22 protein-coding genes are annotated in these 25,614 nt (G+C 28.1%); 9 read left to right on the top strand and 13 right to left on the bottom strand.

The window, feature by feature from the left end; translation table 11 throughout:
- Window positions 1-202 precede the first annotated feature (202 nt).
- Both recJ and ACUXZJ_RS13180 read right to left on the bottom strand, forming a co-directional pair.
- Window positions 203-1,891 carry a single-stranded-DNA-specific exonuclease RecJ gene (gene recJ / locus ACUXZJ_RS13185; protein ID WP_060382453.1) on the bottom strand — a complete coding sequence of 563 codons (1,689 nt, stop codon included), beginning with the start codon at window positions 1,889-1,891 and terminating at the stop codon, window positions 203-205.
- 391 nt (window positions 1,892-2,282) lie between these two features.
- Window positions 2,283-2,609: a YbaB/EbfC family nucleoid-associated protein gene (locus tag ACUXZJ_RS13180; protein WP_060382452.1), complete on the bottom strand. Its 327-nt coding sequence runs from the start codon at window positions 2,607-2,609 to the stop codon at window positions 2,283-2,285.
- 81 nt (window positions 2,610-2,690) lie between these two features.
- On the opposite strand from ACUXZJ_RS13180, the gene ACUXZJ_RS13175 reads away from it, so the two are divergent.
- Window positions 2,691-4,751, top strand: coding sequence for a S9 family peptidase (locus tag ACUXZJ_RS13175; protein ID WP_063743824.1), 2,061 nt, complete (start codon window positions 2,691-2,693; stop codon window positions 4,749-4,751).
- A gap of 49 nt (window positions 4,752-4,800) precedes the next feature.
- A complete protein-coding gene (locus ACUXZJ_RS13170) occupies window positions 4,801-5,838 on the top strand; it encodes a PLP-dependent cysteine synthase family protein (RefSeq protein WP_063743825.1) in 1,038 nt (345 codons plus the stop codon).
- Between the two features lie 619 nt (window positions 5,839-6,457).
- On the opposite strand, the gene ACUXZJ_RS13165 is transcribed toward ACUXZJ_RS13170, so the two are convergent.
- On the bottom strand, window positions 6,458-7,399 hold the full coding sequence (locus ACUXZJ_RS13165) for a LysR substrate-binding domain-containing protein (protein ID WP_060382449.1): 942 nt from the start codon (window positions 7,397-7,399) through the stop codon (window positions 6,458-6,460).
- 386 nt (window positions 7,400-7,785) lie between these two features.
- Between ACUXZJ_RS13165 and ACUXZJ_RS13160 the strand changes: the two genes are divergently transcribed.
- On the top strand, window positions 7,786-8,268 hold the full coding sequence (locus tag ACUXZJ_RS13160) for a Dps family protein (RefSeq protein WP_060382448.1): 483 nt from the start codon (window positions 7,786-7,788) through the stop codon (window positions 8,266-8,268).
- Here ACUXZJ_RS13160 and ACUXZJ_RS13155 read toward each other — a convergent pair.
- On the bottom strand, window positions 8,265-9,467 hold the full coding sequence (locus ACUXZJ_RS13155; protein ID WP_060382447.1) for an LETM1-related biofilm-associated protein: 1,203 nt from the start codon (window positions 9,465-9,467) through the stop codon (window positions 8,265-8,267). The genes ACUXZJ_RS13160 and ACUXZJ_RS13155 overlap by 4 nt on opposite strands.
- A 208-nt stretch (window positions 9,468-9,675) precedes the next feature.
- On the opposite strand from ACUXZJ_RS13155, the gene ACUXZJ_RS13150 reads away from it, so the two are divergent.
- From ACUXZJ_RS13150 to msrA, 4 genes are all read left to right on the top strand, one after another.
- Complete coding sequence (locus tag ACUXZJ_RS13150; RefSeq protein WP_060382446.1) at window positions 9,676-10,581, top strand: hypothetical protein; 906 nt, start codon at window positions 9,676-9,678, stop codon at window positions 10,579-10,581.
- 4 nt (window positions 10,582-10,585) lie between these two features.
- Window positions 10,586-11,968 carry a hypothetical protein gene (locus tag ACUXZJ_RS13145; protein WP_060382445.1) on the top strand — a complete coding sequence of 461 codons (1,383 nt, stop codon included), beginning with the start codon at window positions 10,586-10,588 and terminating at the stop codon, window positions 11,966-11,968.
- Between the two features lie 170 nt (window positions 11,969-12,138).
- The gene (gene msrB / locus ACUXZJ_RS13140) at window positions 12,139-12,654 is read left to right on the top strand and encodes a peptide-methionine (R)-S-oxide reductase MsrB (RefSeq protein ID WP_060382444.1); all 516 of its coding nucleotides are present in this window, start codon (window positions 12,139-12,141) and stop codon (window positions 12,652-12,654) included.
- Between the two features lie 4 nt (window positions 12,655-12,658).
- Entirely contained in the window at window positions 12,659-13,267 is a 609-nt protein-coding gene (gene msrA, locus ACUXZJ_RS13135) for a peptide-methionine (S)-S-oxide reductase MsrA (protein ID WP_060382443.1), read from the top strand.
- A gap of 185 nt (window positions 13,268-13,452) precedes the next feature.
- On the opposite strand, the gene ACUXZJ_RS13130 is transcribed toward msrA, so the two are convergent.
- From ACUXZJ_RS13130 to ACUXZJ_RS13100, 7 genes are all read right to left on the bottom strand, one after another.
- A complete protein-coding gene (locus ACUXZJ_RS13130) occupies window positions 13,453-14,016 on the bottom strand; it encodes a DUF4494 domain-containing protein (RefSeq protein ID WP_063743826.1) in 564 nt (187 codons plus the stop codon).
- Window positions 14,017-14,128: 112 nt separating this feature from the next.
- The gene (locus tag ACUXZJ_RS13125) at window positions 14,129-14,866 is read right to left on the bottom strand and encodes a shikimate dehydrogenase family protein (protein WP_060382441.1); all 738 of its coding nucleotides are present in this window, start codon (window positions 14,864-14,866) and stop codon (window positions 14,129-14,131) included.
- Between the two features lie 12 nt (window positions 14,867-14,878).
- Window positions 14,879-16,279, bottom strand: a complete 1,401-nt coding sequence (locus ACUXZJ_RS13120) for a tetratricopeptide repeat protein (protein WP_063743827.1) — start codon at window positions 16,277-16,279, stop codon at window positions 14,879-14,881.
- A gap of 215 nt (window positions 16,280-16,494) precedes the next feature.
- Window positions 16,495-17,787, bottom strand: coding sequence for a TIGR00341 family protein (locus ACUXZJ_RS13115; RefSeq protein ID WP_060382439.1), 1,293 nt, complete (start codon window positions 17,785-17,787; stop codon window positions 16,495-16,497).
- Between the two features lie 316 nt (window positions 17,788-18,103).
- Window positions 18,104-18,832 (bottom strand): DUF4184 family protein, encoded by a 729-nt coding sequence (locus ACUXZJ_RS13110; protein WP_063743828.1) that lies wholly within the window; start codon window positions 18,830-18,832, stop codon window positions 18,104-18,106.
- 182 nt (window positions 18,833-19,014) lie between these two features.
- A complete protein-coding gene (locus ACUXZJ_RS13105; RefSeq protein ID WP_060382437.1) occupies window positions 19,015-19,467 on the bottom strand; it encodes a nuclear transport factor 2 family protein in 453 nt (150 codons plus the stop codon).
- A 681-nt stretch (window positions 19,468-20,148) separates the two neighbouring features.
- Window positions 20,149-21,687: a DEAD/DEAH box helicase gene (locus tag ACUXZJ_RS13100; RefSeq protein ID WP_060382436.1), complete on the bottom strand. Its 1,539-nt coding sequence runs from the start codon at window positions 21,685-21,687 to the stop codon at window positions 20,149-20,151.
- Window positions 21,688-21,881: 194 nt separating this feature from the next.
- Between ACUXZJ_RS13100 and ACUXZJ_RS13095 the strand changes: the two genes are divergently transcribed.
- Both ACUXZJ_RS13095 and ACUXZJ_RS13090 read left to right on the top strand, forming a co-directional pair.
- Window positions 21,882-22,160: a DUF3817 domain-containing protein gene (locus ACUXZJ_RS13095; RefSeq protein ID WP_060382435.1), complete on the top strand. Its 279-nt coding sequence runs from the start codon at window positions 21,882-21,884 to the stop codon at window positions 22,158-22,160.
- A gap of 1 nt (window position 22,161) precedes the next feature.
- A complete protein-coding gene (locus ACUXZJ_RS13090; RefSeq protein ID WP_060382434.1) occupies window positions 22,162-23,421 on the top strand; it encodes a mechanosensitive ion channel family protein in 1,260 nt (419 codons plus the stop codon).
- A 122-nt stretch (window positions 23,422-23,543) separates the two neighbouring features.
- Here the strand turns inward: ACUXZJ_RS13090 and ACUXZJ_RS13085 are convergent, their stop codons facing one another.
- Both ACUXZJ_RS13085 and ACUXZJ_RS13080 read right to left on the bottom strand, forming a co-directional pair.
- Window positions 23,544-23,918 (bottom strand): YchJ family protein, encoded by a 375-nt coding sequence (locus ACUXZJ_RS13085; RefSeq protein WP_063743830.1) that lies wholly within the window; start codon window positions 23,916-23,918, stop codon window positions 23,544-23,546.
- A gap of 73 nt (window positions 23,919-23,991) precedes the next feature.
- Window positions 23,992-25,593 (bottom strand): class I SAM-dependent methyltransferase, encoded by a 1,602-nt coding sequence (locus ACUXZJ_RS13080; RefSeq protein ID WP_060382432.1) that lies wholly within the window; start codon window positions 25,591-25,593, stop codon window positions 23,992-23,994.
- Window positions 25,594-25,614 lie beyond the last annotated feature (21 nt).

Genomic DNA, 25,614 nt, shown 5'->3' with positions numbered 1-25,614 from the left:
ATTTTTTGTTTTTCAGACAAGTAAATGTTAAAACTAAAAAGCAAATAGATTAAAGGAGAATAGGTTGTTATTTTAAACAAATAATTAGATATGAGTCCAAACCCTACTATTAAAAGAGTATATGTTAATTGAGGTGAAATTCCAAACTCTTTTAGTTGTCTGTTGAATAACTTAAATTGAAATTTAAAATATACTATTTTTATCATCTTATATCTCTCAATCTAAGTTGTAGTGAAATGTTTCCATTCCATTCATTTTCTTCAATGGAATATACTGCATCAAATCTTCGTAAATTAGACGTAAGGATTTGTTTTTTTCCAATACCAAATCCTATCGCGCTATAGCTAGCACTCATATTTTGCTTTACAAAAAGACGGAGGTGTTCTTCGTTTTGACCTACTGTTTTGCCATAACCTGTATCATGTATTGATTTTGATATAAAAATAGGGGGCATATTTTCTGGTCCAAAAGGTTCAAATTGTTTTAAAATACGCATTAATTTAGGTGTAATATCTTCTAACTGGATTTCTGCATCTATACTGATTTCTGGTGTCAATAAATCAGGATGGATAGATTCTTTTACTGTTTGTTCGAATGCTTTTTTGAAAGGAATATAATTTTCTTCTTTTAGTGTCATACCTGCAGCATACATGTGTCCTCCGAATTGTTCTAAATGTTCCGCACAGGATTCAAGGGCATTATAAATATCAAAATCTTTTACAGAACGAGCAGATGCAGCTAATTTATCGCCACTTTTTGTAAAAACAATAGTTGGACGATAGTAATTTTCTACTAAACGAGAAGCTACGATTCCTATGACTCCTTTATGCCAGTTTTCTTGATAAACTACGGTAGAAAAACGATTTATTTCTTGGTTTTCTATGATTTGTTCGAGAGCTTCTTCTGTTATTTGTTTGTCTAGATCTTTTCTATCTGAATTAAAAATTTCAATATCAGCGGCACATTGAGAGGCTTGTAATAAATCAAATTCTGTTAATAATGATACTGCATAATTTCCATGTTTTATCCTTCCTGCTGCATTTATTCGTGGTGCTATAACAAATACCACATCTGAAATGGTTAGCTGTTTTTTCTTTAAATTTAATATTAAAGCTTGTATTCCTGGTCTAGGTGACGTATTAATTACTTCTAATCCAAATTTAGCTAAAACTCTGTTTTCTCCCGTTATAGGTACTATATCAGCTCCTATAGCCGTAGCTACTAAATCTAAATAAGGAATTAATTCTTGAATTGTTTGATTTCTTTTAGAGGCTAATGCTTGTATTAATTTGAAGCCTACTCCACAACCACATAATTCCTTATAAGGATAAAAACAATCTTCTCTTTTAGGATCTAATATAGCTACAGCGTCTGGTAAAACAGATCCAGGTCTGTGATGATCGCAAATAATAAAATCAATTCCTTTTTGAGAAGCATATTTTACATGGTCTACAGATTTAATACCGCAGTCTAAAGCAATAATTAAAGTAAAATCATGATCCTCAGCAAAATCAATTCCTTTGAAAGAAACGCCGTATCCTTCTGTATAACGATCAGGAATGTAAGTAGCCACATTAGGATAAAAACTTTTTAAATAAGAGGAAACTAAGGATACAGCAGTTGTACCATCTACGTCATAATCACCAAAAACTAAGATATTTTCACGACTTGAAATAGCCTTTTCAATTCTATCTACCGCTTTATCCATATCTTTCATGAGATAAGGATCATGCAAATCAGATAAAGATGGTCTAAAAAACTTTTTAGCTTCATCAAATGTCTCTATTCCTCTTTGTATTAATAGAGTAGAGATTATAAGATCCACTTGAAGAGCATCTTGTAAGGCTTGTATTTTTTCTTGATTTGGCTTAGCTTTTAATGTCCAGCGCATAAACTATAGATGATAATATTGTTAAAATTATATCATTTCTTTTGTGTTTAAAAAGAATTATAATAAATATTTTTATTACATAAAGTACTAAGATCTTTAATATTCCTTTTCATTCAAATATAGATAATTTTAAAAAATATAAAATATTTTGTATACTACATTTTGAAAAAGAATCATATTTAATATCATTTTATAAGAAAAAAGTATTAGTTAAAGCTCTCAGTTTAAATATACATGATATGCCTTTTAGTAAAAATCAGAACCAAAACAATTTTTATGAAATAGAATGTTATTTATCACTACTTCTTTAATATAAAACTGCTCTCAAAAAATCTCATTCTGGAGCAGTTATTAGGATAATATTTTTTTAAATATTTTAGCTCTTAAAAAATTATTTAAACAATCCATCCATTCCAGGAATATTAGGCATCCCATCTTTAGCAACAGCACCTAATTCAGCTTCGTTTACAGCTGTTGCTTTTTCAATAGCTTTGTTTAATACGGTTACTAAGTAATCTTCTAATTGCTCTTTATCCTCTAGTAAAGTATCCTCAATGGTGATACTCCTTATTTGGCGATTAGCAGTTAAGGTTACATGCAATAATCCATCACTACTTTTTTCATCTACTAAAACAGTATCTAAACGTTTTTTAGTATCTTCAATTTTCTGTTGGGTTTCTTTTAATTTGCCCATCATGCCTATAATATCTCCAAACATAATTTTTTTAGTTTTAATTTAGCCGCAAACTTACTAATTTCATTTATGAAAGTGTAAATTTGTAATTCAAAAAATAATAAAATGTCAGATACCTTTATACCTCCTGTGGCTAAGATTATACCACAAAAATTAGAAATACATAATGATGTACGTATAGATAATTATTATTGGTTAAATGATCGAGAAAATCAAGACGTAATTGATTATTTGAATGCTGAGAACACATACTATCAGCAAATGACTGCGCATACGAAGGATTTTCAAAAAGAATTATTTCAAGAAATGAAAGCGCGTATAAAAGAAGACGAATCATCTGTACCTTATCTATATAATGGATATTGGTATATTACGCGTTTTGAAAAAGGGGGGGATTATCCTATTTATTCCCGTAAAAAAGAAAGTTTAGAAGCTCCAGAAGAAATTTTGTTTAACTGTAACGAAATGGCAAAAAACTTAGCATACTTTCAATTAGGAGGAGTAAGTGTAAGCCCAAATAATAAGTTTGCTACTTTTGGTACAGATACAGTAAGTCGTCGTATATACACGATTCAAATTAAAAACTTAGAAACGGGTGAAATCCTCACTGATAAAATAGAAAATTGTACAGGAGGGTCAATTTGGGCCAATGATAATAAAACCATCTTTTACACTACTAAAGATCCAGTAACACTTCGTTCAAATAAAGTGTATAAACATAAAATAGGAACAGATGTTTCAGAAGATATATTAGTTTTCGAAGAAAAAGATGAAACTTTTAGTGTGTACATCTACAAAGAAAAATCAAAAAAATATTTAGTAATTGGTTCTCAAAGTACCATGACCACTGAATATCAGTATTTGAATGCTGATACACCAGATGAATCTTTCTTGATTTTCCAAAAACGAACCCGAGGTTTAGAATATACAATTTCACATTTTGGTGACAACTTTTATATATTAACAAATAAAGATAATGCCACTAATTTTAAACTAATGAAAACTTCTGAAACAACTACTTCAAAGGAAAATTGGGTAGATGTTTTACCACACCGTGAAGATGTTTTATTAGAAGATATTGAAATTTTTAAAGATTATTTGGTAGTTGAAGAGCGTTCTAATGGGTTAACCCAATTACGAATCATACCATGGAGTGGAGCAGAAGCATATTATCTTCCTTTTGAAAGTGAAACTTATACAGCTTATACATCTACGAATGTTGATTTTGATACAGAAATTCTTCGTTATGGGTATCAATCACTAAAAACACCTTCTTCAATTATAGATTTCAACATGCGTACACAAGAAAAAGAAATCAAAAAAGAACAAGAAGTTTTAGGAGGTGCGTTTGTTAAAGATAATTACGAAGAAAACCGAGTATGGGCAACAGCTCGAGATGGTGTAAAAGTACCTATTTCATTAGTATACAAAAAAGGAATTGAACTTAATGCACAAAGACCTTTGTTGCAATATGCCTACGGTTCGTATGGTTATTCTATGGATTGTACTTTTTCAACCACCCGTTTGAGCCTTTTAGACCGTGGATTTATTTATGCAATTGCTCATATTCGAGGAGGAGAAGATTTAGGTCGTCCTTGGTATGAAGAAGGTAAATTACTAAAAAAGAAAAATACTTTTACCGATTTTATAGATTGTTCTAAGTTTTTAATTGAAAATAAATATACTTCAGCTCAACATTTATATGCAGAAGGAGGATCAGCAGGCGGTTTATTGATGGGAGCAATTATAAACATGAATCCTGAGTTGTATAACGGAATTATTTCTGCAGTACCATTTGTAGATGTCGTAACAACTATGTTAGATGATTCGATTCCATTAACCACAGGAGAATATGATGAATGGGGTAATCCAAATCATAAAGAATATTATGATTACATGAAATCCTATTCGCCTTATGATAATGTAGAAGCAAAAGAATATCCCAATATGTTAGTAACAACAGGTTTACATGATTCACAAGTTCAATATTGGGAACCTGCTAAATGGGTTGCTAAGTTAAGAGCTTCTAAAACTGACAAAAAATTATTATTTTTAGACACAAATATGGATACAGGACATGGTGGAGCTTCAGGCAGATTTGAAGCTTTAAAAGAAATAGCAAAAGAATTTTCGTTTTTGTTTCAACTAGAAGGAATCAAACGATAAAAAATTAATAGCTTTGTAGTTCATTATCCAGAAAAAATTAATAAACTGTATGAAGACAGAAATTAAGGCTTATAGCTCTATTTTAGAATTAATAGGAAACACGCCTTTAATTAAATTAAATAAGATAACGGATTCCTTTAAAGGAAATTTTTATGCTAAGGTAGAAGCTTTTAATCCAGGACATTCTACAAAAGATAGAATTGCTTTATACATCATTGAAGAGGCTGAGCGCAGAGGGATTTTAAAACCAGGTGATACAATAGTAGAAACAACTTCTGGTAATACGGGTTTTAGTCTTGCTATGGTGAGTATCATTAAAGGGTATAATTGTGTTTTGGCCGTGAGTTCAAAATCTTCACCTGATAAAATAGATATGCTCAAAAGTATGGGAGCAAAAGTATATGTTTGCCCAGCCCACGTTTCTGCAGATGATGAACGTTCTTATTATAATGTAGCAAAACGGTTACATGAAGAAACAAAAGGATCTATTTATATAAATCAATATTTTAATGAATTAAATGTTGAAGCACATTATAAAACAACAGGTCCTGAAATTTGGGAACAAACAGGTGGTCAGATAACGCATATTATTGCTTGCTCAGGTACAGGTGGAACATTATCAGGTACAGCAAAATTTTTAAAAGAACAAAATCCTAATATTAGAATTTTAGGAGTAGATGCTTATGGTTCAGTGCTAAAAAAATACCATGAAACAAAAGAGTTTGATTCAGATGAAATTTATCCTTATCAAATAGAAGGATTAGGGAAAAACTTGATTCCTACCGCTACCGATTTTGATATTATAGACCGTTTTATTAAAGTTACAGACGAAGAAAGTGCTCACATGTCTCGAAAATTAGCTAAAACAGAAGGAATTTTTGCAGGGTACACTTCAGGAGCCGTTTTAGAAGCTATTAGGTTATATGATGAAGAAGCTGAATTTAATGAAAAGAGTGTAGTAGTGGCAATATTACCCGATCACGGATCTCGTTATATGAGTAAAGTATATAATGATGAATGGATGCGATCTCAAGGCTTTTTTGATAGTGTAAACGCAGAAGATCAAAAAGTAGAATTTATAAAATAAAGATTAATATTTAAATATAATCGTCTAAAATGCTGTGAAGCATTATAAAATAGAATATTGCAGAAAGGGGCTGTCAAAAAAGTGATAAATCAATATGCAGTTTGTCAATCTGACGTAAGGAGAAATTTTATAATCAACATATTATGTGGTTTCTCTCTCTGGTTCAAATGACAAGATTGCGGACTTTTTGGACAGTCTCTTTTTTATTTATGAAAACTCAAAAAACGTTACCTAACGTATAAAATATTCAAATAATTAGATGAACAATAAGGAAAAACAAACAACGATTTAAGGGTAAAATGAAAGGATAACATTTTGAAAAAATTTACCAAATTTATGGCATTCTAGAAATTAAAATAAGAGAATCATATCCCGATGATAGATATAAAAAATCATCTATTAATAAAAAAGGATAGCTAAAAAACTATCCTTTCAATTATCGTATAATCATCAAACTTATTGCTGGTTGGTTGCTCCTCAGCAGAGCCAACTTCCTCTTGAATTTGATGTTGGAATATAAGCAATTTAAAATGAAAAATGCCCACTTTTTTAACTACATTATCTTAATTTAAAAAAAGATTTTCTAAAATTTGTTTATGTAAATAAATATTTATTGGACTTATTTTTTTGAAAGGGGACTAATGATTTCAACATTTTGAAAAGCAATGGCACCTCTTAAAATTCCTGAAATTACATTGCGCAAAGCATCTATGATATGGATTTTTAATTCATTTTTAGGAATTAATAAACTGATTTCTCTAGATGGTTTTGGATCTTTAAAATGACGTAGTTTTAATTTTTCTTTATCAGATAATTCTAAAGTATGTAAATAAGGAAGTAGCGTAACGCCTAAGCCTTCGTTAGCTAATCGTATTAGTGTTTCAAAACTACCACTTTCTAATTGAAATTTGTTTTCTTTAGATAGGTTTCTGTTTTTACAAAGATTTAATATTCCATCTCTAAAACAATGTCCATCTTGTAGCAATAAAATTTCTTCGACATTTAGATCTTCAATTTCTAACTCATTTTTGTTAAACTTACTATGACTTTCAGGAACATAAACCATAAAAGGTTCATAATACAATACGATTTCTTTTATTTTTTCTTCTTCTAAAGGTGTGGCTGCAATAGCAGCATCTAAATGACCATTTTTTAACTTAGTTATTATTTCAGAGGTGTTTAATTCTTCTATAATAAGCTTTACTTTTGGATATTTTTTTATGAAATTATTTAAAAACATAGGTAGTAAGGTAGGCATTACTGTTGGGATTATCCCTATTCTAAACTCACCTCCTATAAACCCTTTTTCTTGGTCTACAATATCCTGAATTCGATCCGCTTCATTCACTATATTTTTAGCTTGTTCCACAATTTTTCTTCCAACTTCGGTAAGTTGAATAGGTTTTTTTGTTCGATCAAAAATGATAATATCCAGTTCTTCTTCAATTTTCTGAATTTGCATACTCAGTGTAGGCTGTGTTACAAAACATTTTTCAGCTGCTTGTGTGAAATTTTTATGTTCAGCAACCGCTAATACATATTGTAATTGTGTAATAGTCATTTTATAAAGTTCTTTTATACAAATATAAGTATAATCAATTTGTTTTATAACAAAAAGTAGTTAAATAAAAATACTTTTGTAAAGTGAAATAACGATCTGCTTTGTTTAATAAGGAAGAGCCTTCTAGTCATAGAAAAGTTAATAAAACGATGGGGTTATTTTATAAAAGTAAAATGAAGTAAATTATTTTTATTTTTTAATAAGTATTTTATAGCTTTAAAATAATAAGTTTATTTAAAAGTAAAGTACTTTTTTAATAGAACTAAAATTGGGATATTTTATAAATTTAGAAAAAGAGTTAGCTATTTTATTCATAAAAATAATTTATAAAAATTTAAATCATAACATTTTTAAGATTTAAATAATATTAATTAAAAAGCATTGAAATGAAAATAAATAATTTAGGATTACCAGTAGAAGAAACAAAAGAATTAGTTGTGCAACTAAATAAGTTGTTGTCTAACTTTCAAATTTATTATCAAAATTTGAGAGGTTTACACTGGAATATACGTGGAAAGCGATTTTTTGACTTGCATCTAAAATTTGAAGAACTCTATAATGATGCACAACTTAAAATAGATATGATAGCAGAGCGTATTTTAACTTTAGATGGAGTTCCTTATCATACTTTTGAAGACTATTTAAAAAATAGTGAACTTACAGTAGGTAAAAAAATTTCAAATGACGAAAAGGCAATTAGACTTATTGTAGAATCTATTACTACTTTGTTAGTAATTGAACGTAAAATCTTAAAAGACTCAGATGTTATAGATGATGAAGGTACCAGTTCAATGATGAGCGATTTTATAAAAGAACAAGAGAAGACTATTTGGATGATGAGTGCTTGGTTAGAAGAAACGATGGATTAGTTTTTGTCTAAGTTTTCATTGAAAGCTGAAGGAAGAAGCTGAGGAATAAACTTGATTAGTATAGGTAATAGTAGACTACCTCCAGGAACTAAGAAAATAGTAAGAGAAGGGATTGTTTTACAAATGTCTAAAATTTGCGTTTTAACTTTTTTCTTTTCTTCAGGATTTAATTCACGCACAGTAGATTGTGATAATAAAACAACAAGTTCTTTGCTTTGTGAAAGTTCGATTAAAAGTCGTTTTTTATTTCTTTGTATCAAAGTTTGAATATTTAAACTAGTTTGATCGTAAAAATGTTTGACAGGGTTTGAATAATTAAAATAAGGAATATTTTGCTTATTAAGGCGTAGGAAAAGATCCATATCCTTTATACTTTTACTAATAAAAGATTCTGAAAGATTTAATTGATGATTTAAAAGCTTTAAAAATTGATATTCTGACTCATCCATCTTACCATCATTCCATAATGCCATATTAGTAAGATCCATGAGGTAAAATTTTTCATAATCATCTACTAAATAAGAAAAGTCAATATTTTCTAAGGTTGTTTTAGTATTTATTCTGTTAAATTTAGAATAACGTACAGATGAATCAAATAATTTTTGTAGAAGGTCATCGTATACTGATTTCGTAGTTTTAGTAGTTAAAGCTAATGAAATAACATTGACAATTATTTCTTCAATTTTTTTTAGATATTTTTTAGGAAAAAAACCATTTTCAATATATTTTTTAAATGCTAATACATCAATGAATAACAAAGCATTAGTTACTATGTGAGAGAAATTTTTACTAATAATGTTGTCATTAGTTTTAATGCGATTAGAAATAATTTTTTCTAATTTACTTTCAAGGCTATCATTTGGTAGAAAAAAATCAAAAAGACCAGAATCTTTTGGATGTAGTTCTTGATAAAAAGTAACAATTTCTTTTGTAAAAAGAATGCAGTCATTGTTTTTTTTTACAATTTGATAAACACCAAATAAAGAATTTAATAAAGCAATTTTTGAAATCTCTTCTATAGTAAGTGAATGAATTTCAATAGGAGTAGAGGTTACAAAATGAGTGGTATAGCCAACTAAGAAGCCTGTATTTCTTGTAGCTAGATAAAAACTTTCAAAATCAAATATATTAAATTGTTCTTGTGAGGATTGCTCAAAGAAAAATTTCTGGACCCAACCGTGTGCTGATGGATTTATCATACAACAAATTAATAGAAAAAAAGAAATTCAAACAAATTTAAATAATGTAATCTAGTTAACATTTAATTAGGAATTTCAAAATTATCTTTGTAATCATAAATTAAATTTTAGGAATACTGTAAATAATAGACTGAATTGCCTAAAATAAAAAAGAATATATAAAAAGATAAATTTTAGTAACTAAAAAAATAACCAATAACACAAAAAAATGAATATTAAGTTAAAAATTGCATTATTATTACTATCAGGTATTGTAAGTCAACCTTTAGCAGCACAAGGATGTAGTGATGCTGGATTTTGCTCTGTAGGAAATCCTTTTAAAACAGTTAATAAAGATATAAAAAATTATATAGAGGTTAATGCTGGTTATGGTTTAGGAGAGAAAAATACAGGTATTATATCCTCTCACATAGCTTATACACGTTTGTTTACAGATAGATTGGCCATGAATGTTAAGGTTACAGGTTTATCTGCTAATGGTAATTTAGGAACCAAAACAAATGTAGGAGATTTATTTATAACAGCTAATTATAAATTAAATGATTCAGATAAATTAAAATGGTCAGGATTATTAGGTCTTAAAATTCCATTTACAAAAGGAAATGATAAGATTAATACTATTTCTCTACCTATGCCTTATCAGTCAAGTTTAGGTACCTATGATATTATAGGAGGTCTTGAAGTAGGATTAAAAAAATGGGATTTTAATTTAGCAACTCAAATTCCATTAAGTGATAATAAAAACTCTTATTTGAGTAATTTATCTTCTAATCAAGAATTTGTATCCTCTAATTTATTGCATAGAAAACCTGATGTGTTGTTTAGATCAACTTATAAGATTTTATTGGCAAATGAACAATTAACACTAAAACCTAATTTACTATTTATTTATCATTTAGGAAATGATTCTTATATAGATCAATTAAATCAAAAAATAGAAATAGCTAATTCAAACGGTTTAACACTTAATGGAAATATTATTGCAAATTATAAATTAGGAGCTAATAGCAGTATAGAAACTTCTTTAGCAGCACCTTTTATAATACGTAAAGTTCGCCCTGATGGATTAACGAGAGCTCTTACTTTTGGTGTAACGTTTAAACAAGGATTTTAATAAAATGCGAAATTTAATTGTTTTAGCCTGTGGTATAACCAGTGCCAGTTTTGGTCAAAAAGTAATTTCTGAAATTTCCTATAAAGAAGAAAAACAACCTTTAGAGTATGTTTATCTACCTAATCAAGATAAAGTTGTTTTAATTCAAGGGAAGCCCGTAAATAAAATATACAAAAACGAGATACAAGACATTTGGTCTTTTGATAAAGATGGATTTACACAAAAATTAATTTCAAACGAGAAATTAACTAACTGTGTTTTTTCACCAATAGAAACAGCTTTTTTGATTGGTAAAATTTCAGATAAAAATGAATTCCCAAAAGAATATAAACTGAATTTAGACGGTTCTTCAAGTAATTTTTTTAAGATTAACGAAAACTTTAGATATTTTAATGATATTTACGGACTTTCCATAGTGAATCAAAAAAATAATGATAAAGTAGATCTCAAAAATGATGAGTTATTTTTAAAAGTAGTCGATCTGTTTTCAGGACAATCAACTCAAAATAAGTTAGTAAAACCTGATTTAAATAAAATTGAAAATAAAACAACAACCGTTTATTCAGAAGGAGTAAATTTTGATGTTCGTATAAATGAAGATAATATTAGTTTTATTACCAAATCAATAAATAAAAATTATAAATCAGCCACTATTTATAGGAGTTTATACAACCTTAATGGAACAAAAATAGGTGATTTTTCGTATTTAATAGATGTACCTAAATATTATTTGTTATTTGCTGATAACGGAGGAGGAACCATATTAGATGCTAAAGCCAACAAAAAACTTTCTGAATTAGCAATTAATAATTATCTAGTTGATAAAGATACAGGAAACGTATATGTGTTTGGTATTTTTGGAAATGAACCTAAAGAATTAGGAGAAAGCATTAATATTCCATTAGGAGTATATGTATTTAAATTTGATGCCAAAGGAAAACTAATTTGGGAATCAGTACAAGAAATTATAGATATAACAGGATTTAATCAAAAACAAGATATATCTAAAATTAATTTGTCCTTAAGAGTTCGTAAAGATGAGGTATTATGTACTGTCAATTCCAAAGAATTAAATTATTCAGATGTAATTGTCATTCAAAATGATACAGGACAAAAAAAATCAGATCAATTATTAAAATTTACTTCTGATGAAAGTGTTGTTTACGAATACGGGATTAAATCTAATTTAATAATAGATCAGTTTAAACAATTTAGAATAGATAAAGAAACCCTTTATTTTTTGAATACTTCTGATTCGTTACAAAAATATTTTAATTCACTAGATAAAACAAAATCATTATTTTTCAAAAGCTATATTTCCAAAAAAGGCTTTTGGCTAATAGAAACGGATAATGCTTCTTATAGTAGAGTGTTATTTTTTAGTTAAGTTTGTTTAGATTAGGTGTCCTTTTGGACACCTTTTCATTTTTAATAAAGAGCTTACTTTAAATAAAAAGCAAAAATATTCTGTTAAAAATTAATCAGATGTAATTTAGTTAACATTTAATTCATTAAAATACAACTACCTTTAGTTTATAATATAAAAGAAAAATAATTATGGTTAGGATTCTAAAAAAAGGAGTTTTGTTTTTATTTCTAATTGCATTAAATTATACAAATGCTCAAAACGGAAAAATTAAAAATCCATATTATTCCCATACAGCTACTAATAAATTAAAACTAACGGATAAAGAATGGAAAGATATTTTACCAGAAAATTTGTACCTAGTCTCTAGAAAAGCTGATACAGAAGCGTCCTTTACGGGTAAATATTGGAATTATACTGGAAAAGGCACTTATTATTGTGCTGCTTGTGGAAATACATTATTTCGGTCAGATGCTAAATTTGCAAGTTCATGCGGATGGCCTAGCTTTTTTGAACAAGTTAATAAAAAGAGCATTGTTTTTAGAAGTGATAAATCACACGGAATGGATAGGATAGAAGCACTGTGTGGTCGTTGTGAAGGACATTTAGGTCATTTGTTTGATGATGGTCCTGAACCCACAGGAAAACGTTATTGTATGAATTCAATAGCCCTAGATTTTGAACCTGATTCTAAAAATAAAAAATAAGAAAATGAGAAAAATAGCAATTATAATTATAAGTTTTTTTAGTACGATAGGTTCAGCTCAAAAAACAAAATCACAGATTGAAACCATTACGCTAGGAGGTGGTTGTTTTTGGTGTATAGAAGCCGTTTTTGATAACCTAGATGGTGTTATTTCGGCTGAATCAGGCTATTCAGGAGGAAATATTTTAAACCCAACTTATGAAGAAGTATCTACAGGAGAAACAGGTTTTGCAGAAGTAGTTCAAATAAAATATGATACTACTAAAACTAATTTAGACGAAATTTTTAAAATATTTTTTACAGTGCATGATCCAACGACGCTAAACCGTCAAGGAGCTGATGTAGGATCTCAATACCGTTCAGTTATTTTTTATACCAACGAAAAACAAAAAAATACAGCTAAAGATCTTATTACAGCACTAGAAAAATCAAAAGCTTACAGGTCTAAAATTCTAACTACTCTAGAACCATTTAAAGGTTTTACTAAGGCTGAAAATTATCATCAAAATTATTATGAAAATAATAAATCAAAAAGTTATTGTCAATACGTTATTCAACCCAAATTAGAAAAATTTGAAAAAGTTTTTAAAGAGCGTTTAAAGAAAAAAAAGTAATATGTCATTTGCTTCGCTTATTCGAATGAAGACCTTAAGGTTATTTTTGTTCTTTGATCGACTAAAGCGAAGCGATTTCAATGAATTTAAATGACAAACACTTTGTACTCCATATATACCAATATGTCTGAAAAAAGAGTAAAAAAACTAAAGAAGATTAATCAGTATTTTTCTTGTAATAAATATTATTCCTGATACGCTGATATAATTTCATTATCAAATTCCATGTGATCCGTTGTTTCTGAATGTGTTTCAACTTCAGATCTAGAAGTTTTAAGTTTATTAAATCGTTCTACTGCTTCTAGGTCATTTTCATCACCACTAAAATAAGGGAATACATCTACAATAGGAGATTCTGAAATAGCAGGAATAGTATAATCTCCCATCGTATTTTTCATAGCTATTTGTGTATTATCATACGCTTCACGTACATCATTTGCTTGTACTAATAAGTATAAATTAGTCTTTCTTTCTTTTCCGCTTTCTTCATCATAGGCTATTAAAGAAACTTTTGAACGAAACCATCTATCTGTATTTTCAAAAGGATGAATTTCAGCGTAATTGGCTACTTTAATATTTGTTATTTTAAATTCCTCATTAAGATAAGACATCATTTCTTGTGTAATTCTAGATTCCGCTTCGGTATAAGATAGAGCATCGATTAAATAAGGTTCTGTTGTGACTTTTTGGATGCCATTTTCGTCTATTTTTCTAAATTTTACTTTGCATTCGTACCAAGTTGCGCTCATAATTTTATATTTTAAGGAGGGCAAATGTACTTTTTTAATTCTAAATAATAAGATGTTTGAGATGATATATACTACTGGTTTATAAACAAAATTTTATAGTATTTATAATTTTTTATGTATTCCAAATTTTCCAAGCTTTTTCAGCTTGTAACACTAACATCTCATAACCATTTTTAATGATAGCGCCCTTTTCTTCAGCTTTTGCAAGAAAAGTAGTTTTTTCAGGATTGTAAATTAAGTCGTATACTAGATGATTAGAAGTTATGAACTCATAGGGAATCGTAGGGCAGTCTTGAATATTAGGATATGTTCCTAACGGGGTGCAATTAATTATTATAGTGTATTCTGTCAGTATAGAATTATTTAATTGATCATAAGTGATTGTATCATTAAATTGTTTTCTTGAAACAAATAAAAAATCAATTTCTAGGCTTTTTAAAACATAAGCAATGGCTTTTGAAGCACCTCCTGTACCTAATATTAAGGCTTTTTTATGATGATTTTGAAGTAGAGGAGTAAGTGATTTTTGAAAACCATAAAAATCAGTATTATGTCCAATCAATTTTTTATCAGAAGTAATTTTAATAGTATTTACAGCTTCAATGTTTTTTGCTATTTCTGAAAGTTCATCTAAATAAGGTATGATTTCTTCTTTATAAGGAATCGTTACATTTAAACCTATTAAATTAGGTTCATTGATAATTATCTCTTTAAATTCATCAATTTTTTGAATATCATAATTATCATACGAAAATATGGAGGTTAAAAATTCATTTTGAAATTTATTTGTAAAATAATTTCTAGAAAAAGAATAAGAAATATTTTTACCTAGTAATCCTAATTTTTTCATAAAATAGTTTTTTTACTGTAACTCGTCATATTTGGCTATTGTTTTTTGAACTATATCTAAATCAAATACCACAGGAAATAATTCTTGTAAAATACTCTTCATTTTAAGATTATGATGTAAAGCATTTGTTAAGTGATATAATCCTTTAGTAGGATTGTTTAAAGTATAATATAAGCCTGCTAAACGGTATTCTATTTCGTAATGATCTAAAAATAAAATATTTGCTTTTATTAAGGTTTCTACAGAAGCTTGAAGATCACCAATAAATAGTTGTGTGTCAGCCCAAAATAGAATGGTTTCTAATTGGGTATCTCCTAATTCTACTGTTTTTCTATATCCTTCTTCTGCTTCTTCAAATAGTTCTAATTCTTTATTTATAGAGGCGTATCGTTTCCAGTATAAAGGATTTTCTGTATCTATACCAAGGGCTTTGTTTACATAATAGAGTGCTTTTTGAAAGTTTTCTTGGCGTATATAGAAATCTGTTATGGCAATCCATCCTTTATCTAATAAAGGATCTTCATGTACTGTTTTGTTGTAATAATTTAGGGCTTCTGAATCATTTCCCATTTTTTCAAAACATTTACCTATCCGTAATAAGGCATAGGAGGTTGGATCTTCTAATCGAATGGTTTCTTGATAGTTCCAGATGGCTTCTTCATAGCGTTCTAAACGTTCAAGTGCTTTGGCTTTTTCCATATAGGCTCCCATAAATTGATCGTCAATAACGGTTGCATAATCAAATGCTATGTAGGCTTCTTGGTAGTGTTTTATAGTTGAGTTTAATCTACCTAGTTGGTGCCATGCAATTTCGCTATAAGGATTTGTGTCTATATAGTTTTGTAAAAAGGTAATGGCTTCTTGATATTGTTCTAGAAATTCAAAACAATAGATGACGTTGTAGAGTCCGGATTGTTCTTCGGGTTCTTCTTCTAAACAAGCTATAAAGTGTGTTTTGGCTAGTTCTAGTTCATCCATGAATAAATATTCCATGCCTAAAAGGTTATGAACATCAGCATAGTCATCTGTGTATTGTAAGGCTATTTTTAGAAACTCAACGGCTTGTTTATGATCGTCTCGTTTAGAACAAATGTTTGCTTTTTGTATAAAAATTTCTTCATTTGTGGGTTCTATAGCGTATAAATCATTAAGTAGCTTTTCGGCTTGTTCTAGTTTGTCTTCAAATAACAACATTTCTACTTGGACTAACTTTAATCCAAAGGATTTAGGATGTTGTTCTAGTCCTAGTTTTAGGGCTTTTTTGGCTAGAATAGGTTTGCCAATATCCATATAATGGAGGATGATATCCTCAAATTCTTCTGAATCAAAAAATAAAATTTTATTGGTTTTTAACATTGATTCAAATTTTGATAAGGATAAACTGTAATCTTCTTCATCGTGACTCAAATCCATACTCCTAAGTTTTTATTATCCTTACTAAAATAGTAAAGTTAGCGTTTATAATGGGTTAAAAAACGATTTGTTTTGAACAATTTAGTCAACAAAACAAATAGGTTTTTGCTTATTCTATGCCTTTAATTTTGATTGTTAATTGGGGCTATTTCATTAGCCTCAATAATAGTGCCATATTTTTTTATGTTTTTGAATGTGAAAAATAAAAAGAGATGTTATTTTTTTACTAATTCAATATCTTGTGTTTGTAATTTTTGACTCAACCATTTTTTTATTTTATTTGTGTCAATTGTATTATCATCACATTCATACAGTAAAACAGTAAATGTTTTTTGTTCATTCGTATTTGTATCCATTATATGTTTTCCTAATGATACATTTTTTAGTTCAGGAAATAAGATAGCAATTTCTTCTAGAGTTTCGTTATTTGAAATTTTATACTCATTTAATTCTTTTTGTAATTTATTTATTAAAAGATCTTTTTGACCAGATGTTTTATTTTGAATTCCAATTTCATTCAAAATTTCATCTTTTAAATCTTTTGGATCTTGTTTTATTTCTATTATAGTATTCTTAATATCGTATTTAGAAAGTCTTTCATTTAGTAATTTAGTTTCATTTTCATTAAATTTTTTACTTAAAAAAGCCAGTTCTATTGTTTTAGGAGTGGTATTATGTTTTGTTTTTTTATAAATAATTGTATAGCCTTTATTTGTTAATTCTTGCGTTAAAAATTCTTCTATTTTTTGGTTATACTTATTTTCTTGAAGTAAGCTATATGCCATATAAAAACTAGGAATGATCATAATCAAAATAAGAATTGAAATACCGTAACGTATTTGTTTTTCAAATTTCTGATTGAGTGTTTTTATGGGGTTGTAATTCAGGTATTTAAGTACTAAAAAGGTTGAGATACAGATAAAAAAGCAGTTGATAGAATATAAATAAATGGCTCCTAAAAAATAAGAAAAATTACCAATAGCAAGTCCGTGTCCTGCAGTACAAAGAGGAGGCATTAATGCAGTAGCAATAGCTACCCCTGGTATTGGATTGCCTTTTTCTACTCGAGTTATTGCAATAACGCCAACTAAACCTCCAAAAAAAGCAATGAGAACATCGTAAATATTTGGAGATGTTCTAGCAAGTAATTCGGAGTTTGTATCCTTAAAAGGACTAAAGTAAAAATAAATAGTTGCAACAGTTAAACTTAATATGGTAGCAATTAATAAATTTTTGGAAGATTTTTTTAATAGTTCGAAATCATAAATAGCTAATGAAAAGCCAGCTCCTACAATAGGTCCCATTAAGGGGGAAATAAGCATTGCACCTATGATTACAGCTGTAGAATTTACATTTAAGCCAACACAGGCAATTACTATTGCACAGGCCAATGTCCATAGGTTAGATCCTCTAAAAGAAATATTAGATTTTACAGTTTCTAAAACTTTTTCTTGCTTTTCTTCACCTTTATTTAAATTGATAAAGTCGTAAATTTTTTTCTCAATCATCTGCTATTTATTATAATTTCCTATTAGTTTTATGAAGTTAATGTTTTGTTTTTAAATACTACATTAGGATGAAAGTCAAATATATAAAAATGCTTTTAAATTTAGCTTTAGAACCTTAATTTACTAAAAATACTTAATAAAGACTTTGAGTAAGTTCGTATAAAACGCTAAAATTTAAAATTTTGTAAAAGAATGTAGGCTTCAAAAAAAAGTATTTTTTAGAAAATATGAGTTTTGTTATGAGCAAGGTATTTAAAAAGAATTAATATTCGATATTGGGAAGTTAAAGCCTATAACAAAATACAATTTACATATCCTAGCCGTTTTCTTTATTAAAAAAGAACGGAGCGATTATTATTCCAATCATTCCTGATGTAATCAGACTTACAATTATATTTCCAATTAATTTTGAGTTTTCGCTAGTGATTGTGTTTAGCGTAAAAATTGAGAAAGTAATTAATATAACCATAATCCAATACTTTGGATTTATTTTGTTTTTAAAATTTTTGATTTTTGGCAGTTTACAAATGCTAATGACAATGGTTGTTGCTCCAATTAACGTACTCAGATGTTGTAATATTTTAAATGTTTTAATGGAGGATTTATTAATTTCTATTGCTTTTGATAATTGAGGAATGGTTTTTACAAAAAAACCATCGTGATGTGTAAAACCATCCCAAAAGATGTGAGAAATAGCTCCTACGAGAATTGAAATTACTATGATTTTCCAATTTTGTAAAAAGTGTTTATTCCAATTAACCTCTTTTATATTTAAAAATCTTTCACTTAATATTTTAGGTAAATTTTTGTACAACTGATTTTTTACTTGATTATGAAAAATAAAAGTGAGTAAAATTCCTAAGGGTAAATCAAACCAAAATATGCCAAGAAGAGTATGACTAAAGTTACTTTTAATCCTCATTCTTAGGAAGTATTCAAAATCGGGTGTCAAACTACCAATAATCAAGCCTGTTAATGAAATCCATTTTTTTGGTAAATAGTTTAGAGGTAAAATTATTGCGGGATGCGAAAAAGTAAAAGGCATATTTTCTTTTTAATATCAATTTTTTTGTTGGTTAAATATTAGTTCATTTTCTATAATAGAAAACAAGAAGAATTACAAAAATAAAAGAAAAGTTAAAGTTTAGATAAAAGAATGTTATATTTTGATTTTTAAACTTTTATCTATTTTAAATGAAACTATTTCTTGAGTTCTAAATATAGGTCTTAATGTTTATTAATATTATGATATTGCCATAAAACATTTACCAACGTCCATTTTCCATTTAACTTTACGATGTGCATATAATCAATCCATTCGTCTGCAATTAGTTTTATAGAAGCAGTACGATTTGAAACGTCTAGGAAAAGAATTTCTTTTTTTGGTTTTTCGGGAAATTGATCTCCTTTTTTGTTATATGATTCTGCAATTAATATCATAGACTCAGTAGTGGTTTCTCTTAAAAAATCTTTTCCTGTAGATTTGTCTTTCCAAAAAGTTCTTTTTACCATTCTGGGATGTAGTGCATTTTCCATTTGTAAAGGATTTGGATTGTGTTGTGCTTCTATATAATCTAAAGCTACTTTTTTTATATCTAAACTGTCTTGCTTGGTTTGTGTACAGCATAGAGTTGACATAAATAAAAAAGAATAGTAAATAAAGGGGTGTAGAAGTTTCATAAGAATATTGAATTAAGTTGTATTTAATTAAATCAAGATTATATGTTAGGTTTTATGATGAAGATAGATAGAATGAAGAGAAAAGCACAGATGTAATTTTACTACATTGGATGCAAAAAAATAAGGACTTTTCTAAATTCAAAGTCATTTTTTATCTGCAATAAACTTTAACACTTAATTTGTGTTAAAGATATAATAAAATACGTTTTGAGAAAATATACTTGCTTTTGTTAAAGCAAATAAAAATGATGAAATAATAAAAGGTCTAATAAATAAGGGCGGTTATTTGAATAAGCAATGCTTAAAAAATTAAGATGAGGGAAAGAAATTGTTTTTATGCAACATACAGTTTGTCACTCCTACGTAAGGAGGAATGACATAATCAACATTATGTGGTTTCTTCCTTTGGTAGAAGATGACAGGATTGCGAACTTTTAGGACAGTCTCAAGGATAAAAAATGGTTTTATAAGGAATTGTATATGTCAAATGAGGCTAATTTGAATAAAAATAGCGTAATTAAAGATGGGGTAAAATTAAGTTAAAAGGAGTAGGGGATTTACATAAAGTACCTTTAATGACAAGAAGAAGTTACATAAGGTTGAAAATGTGACTTCTTCTGTCGTAAAAAAAAGGCAAACTAATATAAAAATATTATTTTTTTAAGATTCTAGTAAGTAAAACTAATCTTCCATAGCAAACAGGCGTTCGCGATATAACTTACCAATGGCAACTTGTAATCGTGTTTTATAATCATCTACTAACCATTCTCGATAGTTTTTAGTAGAGTTAGCTAAGCATCGACAAAATATTTTTACTCTATATTCAATATCTTCTATAAGATATTTGGCTAATTGTTTGGCTTCATTTAGTTCTTCGGCATTATCTACGCACATACTTGCATGATTTAGAATAGAATCATCTATGACTACTTTTGGGCGTAAATTTTTAGCAATTGCTTTATTGAACTCTTCTTCTATATCAAATTCGACATTTAAAGTGTTTTTAAAACGTTCGCGTACATCAGCAGGCATTTCGTATTTAAAATAGCGTTCAATTTCAGCGTCACTACGTAAATTTTCAATATAATATTCTGGGGTTTTAAAAATATGTTGCCAATCTATAGGATCATCCCATAAACCAAATCGCGCAGCATTATTACCTAAGTCTATGATACTAAATTCATATTTGTTAGGTAAACGTCTAGAACCACGACCGATCATTTGAAAATAAAGGGTCAGAGATTTAGTAGCTCGGTTAATGATGATTGATTCAACAGTTGGTTCATCAAAACCAGTAGTCAAGATACCTACAGAAGTAAGTACAGCATTAGGAGTATATTTAAACCATTTTAAAATATCTTTTCGTTCTTCGTTACTAGTTGTATTATCTAGATGGCGTATATCGTAACCAGCTTTTTTAAATGTTTCATAAACATATAAAGAGGTATTGATTCCATTATTAAAAATTAAGGTTTTTTTACCTTTTGATTTTTCTTCATAAGCACTCAATAATTTAGATTGCATATCTAATTGAGAGTAAAGTTCATCAGAAGACTTTACGGTATAATCACCATTAATACCTACTTTTAAGCTTGATAATGTTACATCATAACTATAGGTAGTGGCTTTTGCAAGGAATCCATTTTCAATTAATTTTTTAATAGGATCCCCCACAATGAGCTCTTTATAATTTTCATACATAGGGAGTTCTATATTAGAACTCAATGGAGTAGCAGTAACACCTAGAATGAAAGAATTTTTAAAACGATTTAATAATTTTCGGAAAGAGTTATAGTGTGCTTCATCTATAATAACCAATCCTACATTATCAATTTGTAATAAATCATCATTTAAACGATTTTTTAAAGTTTCAACCATGGCTACAAAGCAAGAAAAATCATCTTGATCGGGTAGGTCTTTTACTTTTGAATTGATGATTTTATTTTGTACTCCAAAGTTACTTAACATTTTAGAGGTTTGTTTACATAACTCAATGCGATGTGTGAGTACTACTACCTTTTTTTGATGGGTTTCTATGTAACGACGTACAATTTCAGAAAATATAACCGTTTTCCCTCCGCCTGTAGGTAATTGATATAAAAGGCGATAATTGGGAGAAGTATTATCCATTCTATCAAAAATAGTATTGATATCGCGTGATTGATAATCATAGAGTGTTTTTTTATTCTCAAATACTGTTTCTATATCGCTTTGCATCATACCTTTTTTGAAATTTTTGCAAAATTACATTTAAAAAACTGTTTATAGATATTTTTTTTTTAGAAATTAATTTTATATAAATTTTAACTTTCCAAAAAAAAGTATGGAATATAGTTTAGCTGATAAACTTTGCTTTTCTTTGCAAAAGAATACTAGTTTACTAGAAATGATTTTTTTAATTAAAATAGATTTAAATGTTTAAATTCTTTCGAAATATTGCCTTGCTAGAAGGGGTATCTTACATCGTTATAATGTTGAATATGTTAATGATAAAACCATTTAATTTAGCCTTATATAAATTTCTTTTATTTCCTGTAGGTATGAGTCATGGAGTTCTTTTTATTTTGTATGTACTTTTGGCATTTTTTTTGCAAAGGCAATTAAAATGGAATTTTAAAACAACAATAATAATTTTATTAGCTTCTTTAATTCCTTTTGGGACATTTTATATAGAAAAAAAATATCTGAAATAATATGTTTGAAAAAACTGAAAAAATATTTGGCTGGTGTTATAAATTTTTTAAAAAATTAGATTTTAATGATACACTGGCATCCTATTTAGGATTAGCCATTAATATTGTAATACTCAGTTTTATTGTTTATATAATATATCTATTTTGTCGATTCGTTTTAGTTACAGGGATGGCAGTAGTAGCTAAAAAAACTAAGACAAAATTTGATGATTTGCTGATTTCTAATGAAACAGCAAAGTATATGTCGCATTTAATTCCTCTGATTTACATTTATAAAACAGTTCCCATTATATTGAATGATTTTACCTCATGGGAAACTATTTTTGGTCGATTAGTAGGGGTTTATATTGTTTTATTAACTCTATGGATTACAAATTCTACATTAAAAGCAATAAGAGATCATCTGAAAACAAAAGCGGAATATGTAGATAAACCTATAGATAGTTATGTTCAAGTTATTATGATTATGCTTTGGGGGTTAGGAATCATCATAATAGTAGCTAAAATTTTTAATGTTAGTACTGATACGTTAGTCAAAACTCTAGGAGCTGTATCAGCTTTGATAATATTAATATTTAGAGATACTATTTTAGGTTTTGTAGCGTCTGTTCAAGTTTCAGCTAATGATTTGATTCGGATAGGAGATTGGATTACAATGGATAAATTTGGTGCTGATGGTGATGTTGTTGAAATAAATCTAACCACATTAAAAGTTAGAAACTTTGATCATACTATTACAACTATTCCTACTTATAGTCTTACTTCTGATAGTTTTAGGAATTGGCGTGGTATGATTAATTCTGAAGGGAGAAGAATCAAAAGACATATTTTAATAAAAGCTAATTCTATCCGATTTATACGAGAAGAAGAATTGGAAGAATTTAAAAGAATACAATTACTTAAAGATTATATAGAAAGAAAGCAAACGGATATTAAACGACATAATTCATTGCATGAAATAGATAAAACTTTATCTATTAATGGAAGAAATTTGACTAATTTTGGTTTGTTTAGGAAATATTTAACTAAATATTTAGAAAATTATCCAGGATTAAATAAAGAGATGATTCTTCTTTGTAGACAATTACAGCCTACGCATCAAGGTATTCCTTTAGAAATTTACGCATTTTCTAATGATAAACGTTTTGAAAACTATGAATATATCATGAGTGATATATTTGATCATATTTTAGCTTCTGTAATTTATTTTGATTTACAAATTTTTGAATTACCTGCAGGAAAAAATAATTTAGGAACATAACAAACTAGAGTTTTGTTGTAATCTTAAATTTCTAATTTACTATTATGAATCAAAAAGGGCTATCTAAAGAATAGTGTTTTTATAAACATCTTTAGATAGCCTTAATTTACTTTATTTAAAAACTAACCTATTTTTCCTTCTACATAATACCAGATTCCTCCTTGCTTTTTAAAAGTAGATTTTTCATGATGACAATGTGATTCAAGCTTATCATCTGTATAGTACGCTTTGAACTCAACATTTTGTTCACTTACTTTTAGAATTTCTAATTTTAACCAGTTATTTTCAGTAGCCCAAGTCATAATGTTCTTTCGGTTATAAAATTTTCGAGTACCAAGATGAGTAGTATTAAGCAAATAATCTACTTGATGGGTACAGTAAGCACTATAGCGAGATCGCATTAATTCTTCAGCTGTATTGGGTTTTTTAGTACCTAATATAAAAAGTTCACAGCATTCAGAATATGTTTTTTTTGATCCACAAAAACAATTTTTCATTTTGTTTTAAAATTATATGTTTTTAACCTAGATTACGCGTTATGTTTTGTTATGATGTCTAGGTTTGAAATAATTATTTACCCTTTAATAAATGAATACTTACTGTAGCATAATCTGTATCGGGAAAACGTTGTGTAAAACGTTTATCAGAATACAATCCTACTTTTTGAGCTATTTTAATAAATTCTTCAATTTCTAGTATATATTGATCAGATAATCCATGTGTTACATCATAAGCAGTTGCTGGTGTTTTTCCTATATTTTTAGAAACAATATTTGGGTTTACAGTATGAAGTTCAATTAGTAATAATCCGAATTTTTGAACGTATTGAGCCCATTTATCAAGATGTTCATAAAGATTTGCTTCTACAAGGTTATTTGATAATTGTCTTCCTCTATAAGAAAAAGCTCCTGATGAAGTGCTGATTATGTCGTAATCTTTTTTAGGATCATTCCAAATTCTATTATGATCTAAGAATGTACGAACGTTTAATAGTTCATTTAACTCAATATTGTAATTTTCTTTTAAATCTTCTGCTAATAGGTCAGGATTGCCAATATCTCCCCAAATTACTTTAGCCCAAATATCAGCCTTAATTAGATTTGCCCTAGTAACCTTTAAAGCAATTTGATTATAATCAGCTCCTACTAAGAAAAGAGGATATTCTTCTAATATTTTACCACGCATTGTTTGTCTTTCTATAACATTAAAAATGTGCTGTAAAAAAGCACCGTTACCGCATCCCATATCTAAAATGCCTTTAGGTTGTTCAGAAATAGGACGATTAAAAAGTTCTATTATAATTTCATCAATTACTTTAAAATACGTGCTATGTGCACCTCCGCTACCCCAAACATTCATTTCTCTATTTACATGTATTTCAGCATCGTTAATAGCAATATCTCGTAATTTGTTAGGATTCCCAAATAATAACATTTCAATATTCTTTAACATAGGTAGATAAGAAACAGTTACTCCATAGGCAGAGGCTCTTTTAGCATAAAAAAGACCTGATTCAGTAAATTGATATTTTCCTTTTCGTTCTATGAACCATCCTAATGAAGTGAAGAAATCAAGCATAATATTGAACGCTTCGGGTTCTTTGTGAAATTCATCAGCACTAAATGAAGTTTCCATAAAATATTTGTGAAACATACCTGTCATGCCTAGATTTACAATTAAAGGACCTACTAAAAATCCTTCTAAATGTTTTATAATCTGATATTGTATTTTACCTGCTTCAGAATTTAGATCAAGAGAATGAATGTCTATTTTTTGAAACTTTTCAAATAAAGGGGCTAATATAGAAATAGTATGCTCGTTAATACTATTGGAAGTGAAAACATCAGTTAAAAATAATGTATGAGCTATATCTTCGTATAAATAAAAGAAAGAAAAAGCTAACTCTGTTGCATTATTTGTTTTAATATATACTTCATTTTGAACGTTATCCACAAAATAATCTATAAAACCTTGTGAAGCTAAAGCTCTTAACCCAACATTTAAATAGCCTTCATTTAAATTAAAATCTTCCTTTAATTGATTTAATGTAATGTCTTTTTTTTCAATGATATAATTTGTTATATTTTTTTCTTTTAATAGAGCCGCTATAGGTAAAATTACAATACCATCTAAATGCCTAAAAATAGATTCTCTTAATTCTGTTGTGTTCATTATTAGTTTATTAAGGTTACT

It is taken from the genome of Flavobacterium sp. TN-1, assembly GCF_052828645.1.
The sequence above is the reverse complement of the archived record's forward strand: the minus strand, read 5'-3'. Positions and strand labels throughout refer to the sequence as shown.

Bases quoted from the DNA above. Each gene is read 5' to 3' on its own strand.
- recJ (WP_060382453.1), bottom strand. From the start codon at position 1,891: ATGCGCTGGACATTAAAAGCTAAGCCAAATCAAGAAAAAATACAAGCC.
- ACUXZJ_RS13180 (WP_060382452.1), bottom strand. From the start codon at position 2,609: ATGTTTGGAGATATTATAGGCATGATGGGCAAATTAAAAGAAACCCAA.
- ACUXZJ_RS13175 (WP_063743824.1), top strand. From the start codon at position 2,691: ATGTCAGATACCTTTATACCTCCTGTGGCTAAGATTATACCACAAAAA.
- ACUXZJ_RS13170 (WP_063743825.1), top strand. From the start codon at position 4,801: ATGAAGACAGAAATTAAGGCTTATAGCTCTATTTTAGAATTAATAGGA.
- ACUXZJ_RS13165 (WP_060382449.1), bottom strand. From the start codon at position 7,399: ATGACTATTACACAATTACAATATGTATTAGCGGTTGCTGAACATAAA.
- ACUXZJ_RS13160 (WP_060382448.1), top strand. From the start codon at position 7,786: ATGAAAATAAATAATTTAGGATTACCAGTAGAAGAAACAAAAGAATTA.
- ACUXZJ_RS13155 (WP_060382447.1), bottom strand. From the start codon at position 9,467: ATGATAAATCCATCAGCACACGGTTGGGTCCAGAAATTTTTCTTTGAG.
- ACUXZJ_RS13150 (WP_060382446.1), top strand. From the start codon at position 9,676: ATGAATATTAAGTTAAAAATTGCATTATTATTACTATCAGGTATTGTA.
- ACUXZJ_RS13145 (WP_060382445.1), top strand. From the start codon at position 10,586: ATGCGAAATTTAATTGTTTTAGCCTGTGGTATAACCAGTGCCAGTTTT.
- msrB (WP_060382444.1), top strand. From the start codon at position 12,139: ATGGTTAGGATTCTAAAAAAAGGAGTTTTGTTTTTATTTCTAATTGCA.
- msrA (WP_060382443.1), top strand. From the start codon at position 12,659: ATGAGAAAAATAGCAATTATAATTATAAGTTTTTTTAGTACGATAGGT.
- ACUXZJ_RS13130 (WP_063743826.1), bottom strand. From the start codon at position 14,016: ATGAGCGCAACTTGGTACGAATGCAAAGTAAAATTTAGAAAAATAGAC.
- ACUXZJ_RS13125 (WP_060382441.1), bottom strand. From the start codon at position 14,866: ATGAAAAAATTAGGATTACTAGGTAAAAATATTTCTTATTCTTTTTCT.
- ACUXZJ_RS13120 (WP_063743827.1), bottom strand. From the start codon at position 16,279: ATGGATTTGAGTCACGATGAAGAAGATTACAGTTTATCCTTATCAAAA.
- ACUXZJ_RS13115 (WP_060382439.1), bottom strand. From the start codon at position 17,787: ATGATTGAGAAAAAAATTTACGACTTTATCAATTTAAATAAAGGTGAA.
- ACUXZJ_RS13110 (WP_063743828.1), bottom strand. From the start codon at position 18,832: ATGCCTTTTACTTTTTCGCATCCCGCAATAATTTTACCTCTAAACTAT.
- ACUXZJ_RS13105 (WP_060382437.1), bottom strand. From the start codon at position 19,467: ATGAAACTTCTACACCCCTTTATTTACTATTCTTTTTTATTTATGTCA.
- ACUXZJ_RS13100 (WP_060382436.1), bottom strand. From the start codon at position 21,687: ATGATGCAAAGCGATATAGAAACAGTATTTGAGAATAAAAAAACACTC.
- ACUXZJ_RS13095 (WP_060382435.1), top strand. From the start codon at position 21,882: ATGTTTAAATTCTTTCGAAATATTGCCTTGCTAGAAGGGGTATCTTAC.
- ACUXZJ_RS13090 (WP_060382434.1), top strand. From the start codon at position 22,162: ATGTTTGAAAAAACTGAAAAAATATTTGGCTGGTGTTATAAATTTTTT.
- ACUXZJ_RS13085 (WP_063743830.1), bottom strand. From the start codon at position 23,918: ATGAAAAATTGTTTTTGTGGATCAAAAAAAACATATTCTGAATGCTGT.
- ACUXZJ_RS13080 (WP_060382432.1), bottom strand. From the start codon at position 25,593: ATGAACACAACAGAATTAAGAGAATCTATTTTTAGGCATTTAGATGGT.